We start from the raw sequence: 4,710 nt of genomic DNA on the forward strand, positions 1-4,710 counted from the left end.
GTGGGTAGTTCACACAAGGTGAAAAATGTGATGAGACATCAAAGTTTTTCTCTTTGCGAACAACCATGAATCACAGCTGCTAGGACAACTTGACAAACGGGCGAGATTGTCCGTAATATAAAATTACATCTTTCTCATACGGAACAACCGATGATGGAGAAAAGTAGTTAAGGTCCACATGGCCAGAGAGGAAGCGCCCAAGGCTGCGAGCGCTTCTCCATGATGGCTTAACGAAAGACACTCCGTAGGTTTCCCTTTGAACGCGCTTTGCGCCAGTAAAGGGGAACGTGTGCCATGCGTTAATGGCGACAAGCGGAAGCCGGATCGGCTTCAATTAGGGTGGCACCGCGGGAATGACGCTCTCGTCCCTATCGATCACAGGGACAAGGGCGTTTTATTTTGGGCAAAGGAGGATGAGCATGGCTTTTCAAATTCCAAGAGGGACACAAGATGTGCTGCCGGGTGACTCGGAAAAATGGCAATATGTCGAGCACATTGCCCGCAGCCTCTGCAGCCGGTATGGGTATCAGGAAATCCGGACGCCGATTTTTGAACATACGGAGCTTTTTTTGCGCGGCGTGGGGGATACAACGGACATTGTGCAAAAAGAAATGTACACGTTCGAAGACAAAGGGGGGCGCGCGCTGACGCTCCGCCCGGAAGGAACGGCGCCGGTTGTCAGAGCGTTTGTCGAGCATAAGCTGTACGGCAGTCCGAACCAGCCGCTGAAATTGTATTACAGCGGGCCGATGTTTCGCTACGAGCGTCCGGAAGCGGGACGGTTCCGCCAGTTCGTCCAGTTCGGCGTCGAGGCGCTCGGCAGCAGCGATCCGGCGATTGACGCCGAGGTGATGGCGCTAGCGATGCATATTTACGAAGCGCTTGGCTTAAAACGGATCCGGCTTGTCATTAACAGCTTGGGCGACCTTGACAGCCGCCGGGCGCACCGAGAGGCGCTTGTTCGCCATTTTTCAAACCGCATCCACGAGCTGTGCCCGGACTGCCAGACGAGGCTTCATACGAATCCGCTCCGCATTCTCGACTGCAAAAAAGACCGCGATCATGAGCTGATGGCGACGGCGCCGTCGATTTTAGACTATTTAAATGACGAATCGCGCGCCTATTTTGAGAAAGTGAAACAATACTTGACAGCGCTCGGCATCCCGTTTGTCATCGATGCGCGGCTCGTGCGCGGGCTTGACTATTACAACCACACGACGTTTGAAATTATGAGCGAAGCGGAAGGATTTGGCGCGGCGGCGACGCTGTGCGGCGGCGGGCGTTACAACGGGCTTGTCCAAGAAATCGGCGGTCCGGAGACGCCGGGCATCGGCTTTGCCTTGAGCATCGAGCGGCTGTTGGCCGCCCTTGACGCCGAAGGAGTGGAATTGCCGGTGGAGAGTGGGCTTGACTGCTATGTCGTCGCTGTCGGTGAGCGGGCGAAAGACGAGGCGGTCCGCCTCGTTTATGCATTGCGCCGCTTTGGATTGAGGGTCGATCAAGATTATTTGGGCCGAAAATTGAAGGCGCAGCTGAAGGCCGCCGACCGGCTTGGGGCATCGTTTGTCGCCATTATCGGCGATGAAGAACTCGAGAGACAGGAAGCGGCGGTAAAGCATATGGCGAGCGGCGAGCAAACGAATGTACCGCTCGGCGAGTTGGCGCACTTTTTGCATGAACGGATCGGGAAGGAGGAGTGAGCGAATGGAACGCACATATTATTGCGGAGAAGTGCCGGAAACGGCCGTCGGCGAGCGCGTCGTGCTCAAAGGCTGGGTGCAAAAGCGCCGCGACTTAGGCGGCCTCATTTTCATTGACTTGCGCGACCGAACGGGCATCGTCCAAGTTGTCGCCAGCCCGGACGTGTCGGCTGAAGCGCTGGCGGCAGCGGAGCGCGTGCGGAGCGAATACGTTTTAAGCGTCGAAGGAACGGTCGTCGCCCGCGCTCCGGAGACGGTCAATCCGAACATCGCGACCGGCCGCATTGAAATTCAGGCGGAACGAATCGAGATCATCAACGAGGCAAAAACGCCGCCGTTTTCGATTTCCGATGACACGGATGCGGCGGAAGACGTGCGCTTAAAATATCGGTATTTGGATTTGCGCCGCCCAGTCATGTTTCAAACACTGGCGCTTCGCCACAAAATCACAAAGACGGTGCGCGACTTTTTGGATAGCGAACGCTTTTTGGAAATTGAAACGCCGATGTTGACGAAAAGCACGCCGGAAGGGGCGCGTGACTATTTGGTGCCAAGCCGCGTCCATCCGGGCGAATTTTACGCCTTGCCGCAGTCACCGCAAATTTTTAAGCAGCTGCTCATGGTCGGCGGCGTGGAACGGTACTACCAAATCGCCCGTTGCTTCCGTGACGAGGATTTGCGCGCCGACCGCCAGCCGGAATTTACGCAAATCGACATCGAAATGTCGTTTATCGAACAAGAGGATATTATCGATTTAACCGAACGGATGATGGCTGCCGTCGTGAAAGCGGCAAAAGGGATCGACATCCCGCGCCCGTTTCCGCGCATCACGTATGACGAGGCGATGAGCCGCTACGGCTCGGACAAGCCGGATATACGCTTTGGCCTCGAGCTCGTCGACGTATCGGAAATCGTTCGTGATTCAGCGTTTCAAGTGTTCGCCCGCGCCGTCAAAGAAGGAGGCCAAGTGAAGGCGATCAACGCGAAAGGCGCTGCCCCTCGCTATTCGCGTAAAGATATTGACGCCTTAGGAGAATTTGCCGGCCGCTACGGGGCGAAAGGGCTCGCCTGGCTGAAAGCGGAAGGCGAAGAGCTGAAAGGACCGATCGCCAAGTTTTTCACCGATGAGGAACAGGCGGCGCTGCGTCGAGCGCTTGCTGTCGAAGACGGAGATTTGCTTTTGTTTGTCGCCGACGAAAAAGCGATCGTCGCCGCGGCGCTCGGCGCGTTGCGGCTGAAGCTTGGCAAGGAGCTCGGCTTGATCGACGAAGCGAAGCTCGCGTTTTTGTGGGTGACGGATTGGCCGCTTTTGGAGTATGACGAAGAAGAAGGGCGCTATTACGCCGCCCACCATCCGTTTACGATGCCGGTGCGCGACGACATTCCGCTGTTGGAGACAAACCCAAGCGCCGTCCGCGCGCAGGCGTACGACCTCGTCTTAAATGGCTATGAGCTTGGCGGCGGCTCGCTCCGCATTTTCGAGCGGGACGTGCAAGAAAAAATGTTCCGCGCCTTAGGGTTCAGCGAAGAAGAAGCGCGCCGTCAGTTCGGATTCTTGCTTGAGGCGTTTGAATACGGCACTCCGCCGCACGGCGGCATTGCGCTTGGCCTTGACCGGCTGGTGATGTTGCTCGCTGGGCGCACGAACTTGCGCGATACGATCGCGTTTCCGAAAACGGCGAGCGCGAGCTGCTTGCTTACCGAAGCGCCGGGGCCGGTCAGCGACAAGCAGCTCGAGGAGCTGCACTTGGCGGTTGTGCTTCCGGAAAACGAGTGACAGCGGCATCTGAAAAAGAAACGTTGGCAATAGGTGTTCACAAAGGCTGAAAAATGTGTTACAATCAAACTAACAACCGTCCTAATGTGTTCGTCGGATCACTGATCGTTTTGACCGAACAGTTTATGATCCGGGAGCTCGGGGTTTCCAAGCGGCGTGCACGCCTCTTCGTCACAGGGGAAGCGCAAACCTTGGAACAGGGCACCCACCTATGGGAGAGCGGGTTCAAAACGAAGGCATCGACGGCACGATTGGGACTGGCAACAGTAAGGAATCAACAACATTTCCCCTATGCGGATGGCCGCGTAGGGGTTTTGTTTTGCCAGCAAAATGCCGTTGCCTCTTTTGCTGTCTTGATGGTAGGATAAAAAGCGGCATAAACACCAATTTTGGAGCAAACGGAGAGGAGAACGATGCTGCATCAATTTTCCCGCAATGAACTCGCGATTGGCCCTGAAGGGTTGGAACGCTTAAAAAACGCCACCGTCGCCGTCCTTGGCGTCGGCGGCGTGGGGTCGTTCGCCGTCGAGGCGCTCGCCCGTTCCGGCATTGGCCGCTTGGTGCTTGTTGATCGCGATAACGTCGATATCACCAACATCAACCGGCAAATCCATGCGTTGCTCTCGACCATCGGGCGTCCGAAAGTGGAGCTCATGAAAGAGCGCATCGCCGACATCAACCCGGCGTGCGAGGTGATCGCTTTGCAAATGTTTTATACGGAAGAGACGTATGAGCAATTTTTCGCCTATGATCTGGATTTTGTCATCGATGCGTCCGACACGATTGTGTACAAAGTGCATTTGATGAAACAATGCCTCAAGCGCGGCATTCCGATCATCTCCAGCATGGGTGCGGCGAACAAAATGGATCCGACCCGGTTCCGCATTGCCGATATTTCGAAAACACACACCGATCCGATCGCGAAAGTCATCCGCGCCAAGCTGCGCAAAGAAGGGATCCGCCGCGGCATTCCGGTCGTCTTTTCCGACGAGAAGCCGGTGAAAATCCGCGAAGATGTCCGCCAGGTTGTCGGCAATGACGCTTCGCCGATCCGCAAGGCGAAAATGCCGCCGTCTTCGAATGCTTTCGTTCCATCAGTTGCCGGGCTCATTATGGCTTCCTACGTGATAAATCGTCTATTAGAGGGAATTCCTATAAGGCGCGTTGGCGACGATTGAACTCTTCCACCTTCATCCTATTTCGCGCAGGAGACTCCCACTTCAACGACCAAAG

The 4,710-nt window shown here is 55.8% G+C and carries 3 protein-coding genes, 1 other RNA gene and 1 other annotated feature; all 4 genes read left to right on the plus strand.

Translation table 11 applies throughout. The features are described from left to right. The first annotated feature begins 141 nt into the window (after nucleotides 1-141). Nucleotides 142-373: a binding site (T-box leader), on the plus strand. Nucleotides 374-419: 46 nt separating this feature from the next. The 4 genes from hisS (at nucleotide 420) to I656_RS03395 (ending at nucleotide 4,655) form a co-directional block, all read left to right on the plus strand. Beyond that, a complete protein-coding gene (gene hisS, locus I656_RS03405) occupies nucleotides 420-1,700 on the plus strand; it encodes a histidine--tRNA ligase (RefSeq protein ID WP_033006345.1) in 1,281 nt (426 codons plus the stop codon). 4 nt (nucleotides 1,701-1,704) lie between these two features. Beyond that, nucleotides 1,705-3,477 (plus strand): aspartate--tRNA ligase, encoded by a 1,773-nt coding sequence (gene aspS, locus I656_RS03400; RefSeq protein ID WP_033006346.1) that lies wholly within the window; start codon nucleotides 1,705-1,707, stop codon nucleotides 3,475-3,477. 75 nt (nucleotides 3,478-3,552) lie between these two features. Then, a non-coding RNA gene (gene ssrS / locus I656_RS18180) (6S RNA) lies at nucleotides 3,553-3,739 on the plus strand. A 151-nt stretch (nucleotides 3,740-3,890) separates the two neighbouring features. Then, nucleotides 3,891-4,655 carry a ThiF family adenylyltransferase gene (locus I656_RS03395; protein ID WP_020756171.1) on the plus strand — a complete coding sequence of 255 codons (765 nt, stop codon included), beginning with the start codon at nucleotides 3,891-3,893 and terminating at the stop codon, nucleotides 4,653-4,655. Nucleotides 4,656-4,710: the final 55 nt, after the last annotated feature.

Source organism: Geobacillus sp. WSUCF1 (assembly GCF_000422025.1).
GTDB lineage: Bacteria > Bacillota > Bacilli > Bacillales > Anoxybacillaceae > Geobacillus > Geobacillus zalihae.

Excerpts from the sequence above, each read along its gene's own strand:
- I656_RS03395 (WP_020756171.1), top strand. The coding sequence starts at position 3,891 with ATGCTGCATCAATTTTCCCGCAATGAACTCGCGATTGGCCCTGAAGGG.
- aspS (WP_033006346.1), top strand. The coding sequence starts at position 1,705 with ATGGAACGCACATATTATTGCGGAGAAGTGCCGGAAACGGCCGTCGGC.
- hisS (WP_033006345.1), top strand. The coding sequence starts at position 420 with ATGGCTTTTCAAATTCCAAGAGGGACACAAGATGTGCTGCCGGGTGAC.